At 59.6% G+C, this 255-nt stretch carries 1 protein-coding gene; it reads right to left on the bottom strand.

What is annotated here, in order from left to right:
- The coding region (locus tag IB272_RS34645) for an amidohydrolase family protein (protein ID WP_192445909.1) at positions 1-255 on the bottom strand (255 nt) is incomplete at both ends.

Below are 255 nucleotides of genomic sequence, written 5' to 3'. Positions count from 1 at the left end.
GACGATCTTGCCGCCGACCATCGTGAGCTCTGACGTGAGGAAGGAAATCTCGTCCTCGGCGCAGTTGAAAAAATCCTTGTTCGGCACGATGAGGTCGGCGAACTGCCCCTTCTCAATCCGGCCTTTCTTGCCTTCCTCGTTTGAAAACCACTGCACCTTCTCGGTCCACATCCGAAGCGCCGTCTCGCGATCGAGGCAGTTGGCGCGCGGGTAGAGCTGCAGGCCGCCGACAGTCTTGCCGGTCACCATCCACGA

It is taken from the genome of Ensifer sp. ENS08 (assembly GCF_014852195.1).
Taxonomy (GTDB): Bacteria; Pseudomonadota; Alphaproteobacteria; order Rhizobiales; family Rhizobiaceae; genus Ensifer; species Ensifer adhaerens.
Note: the sequence above shows the minus strand (reverse complement) of the source record. Positions and strands in the feature narration are given on the sequence as shown.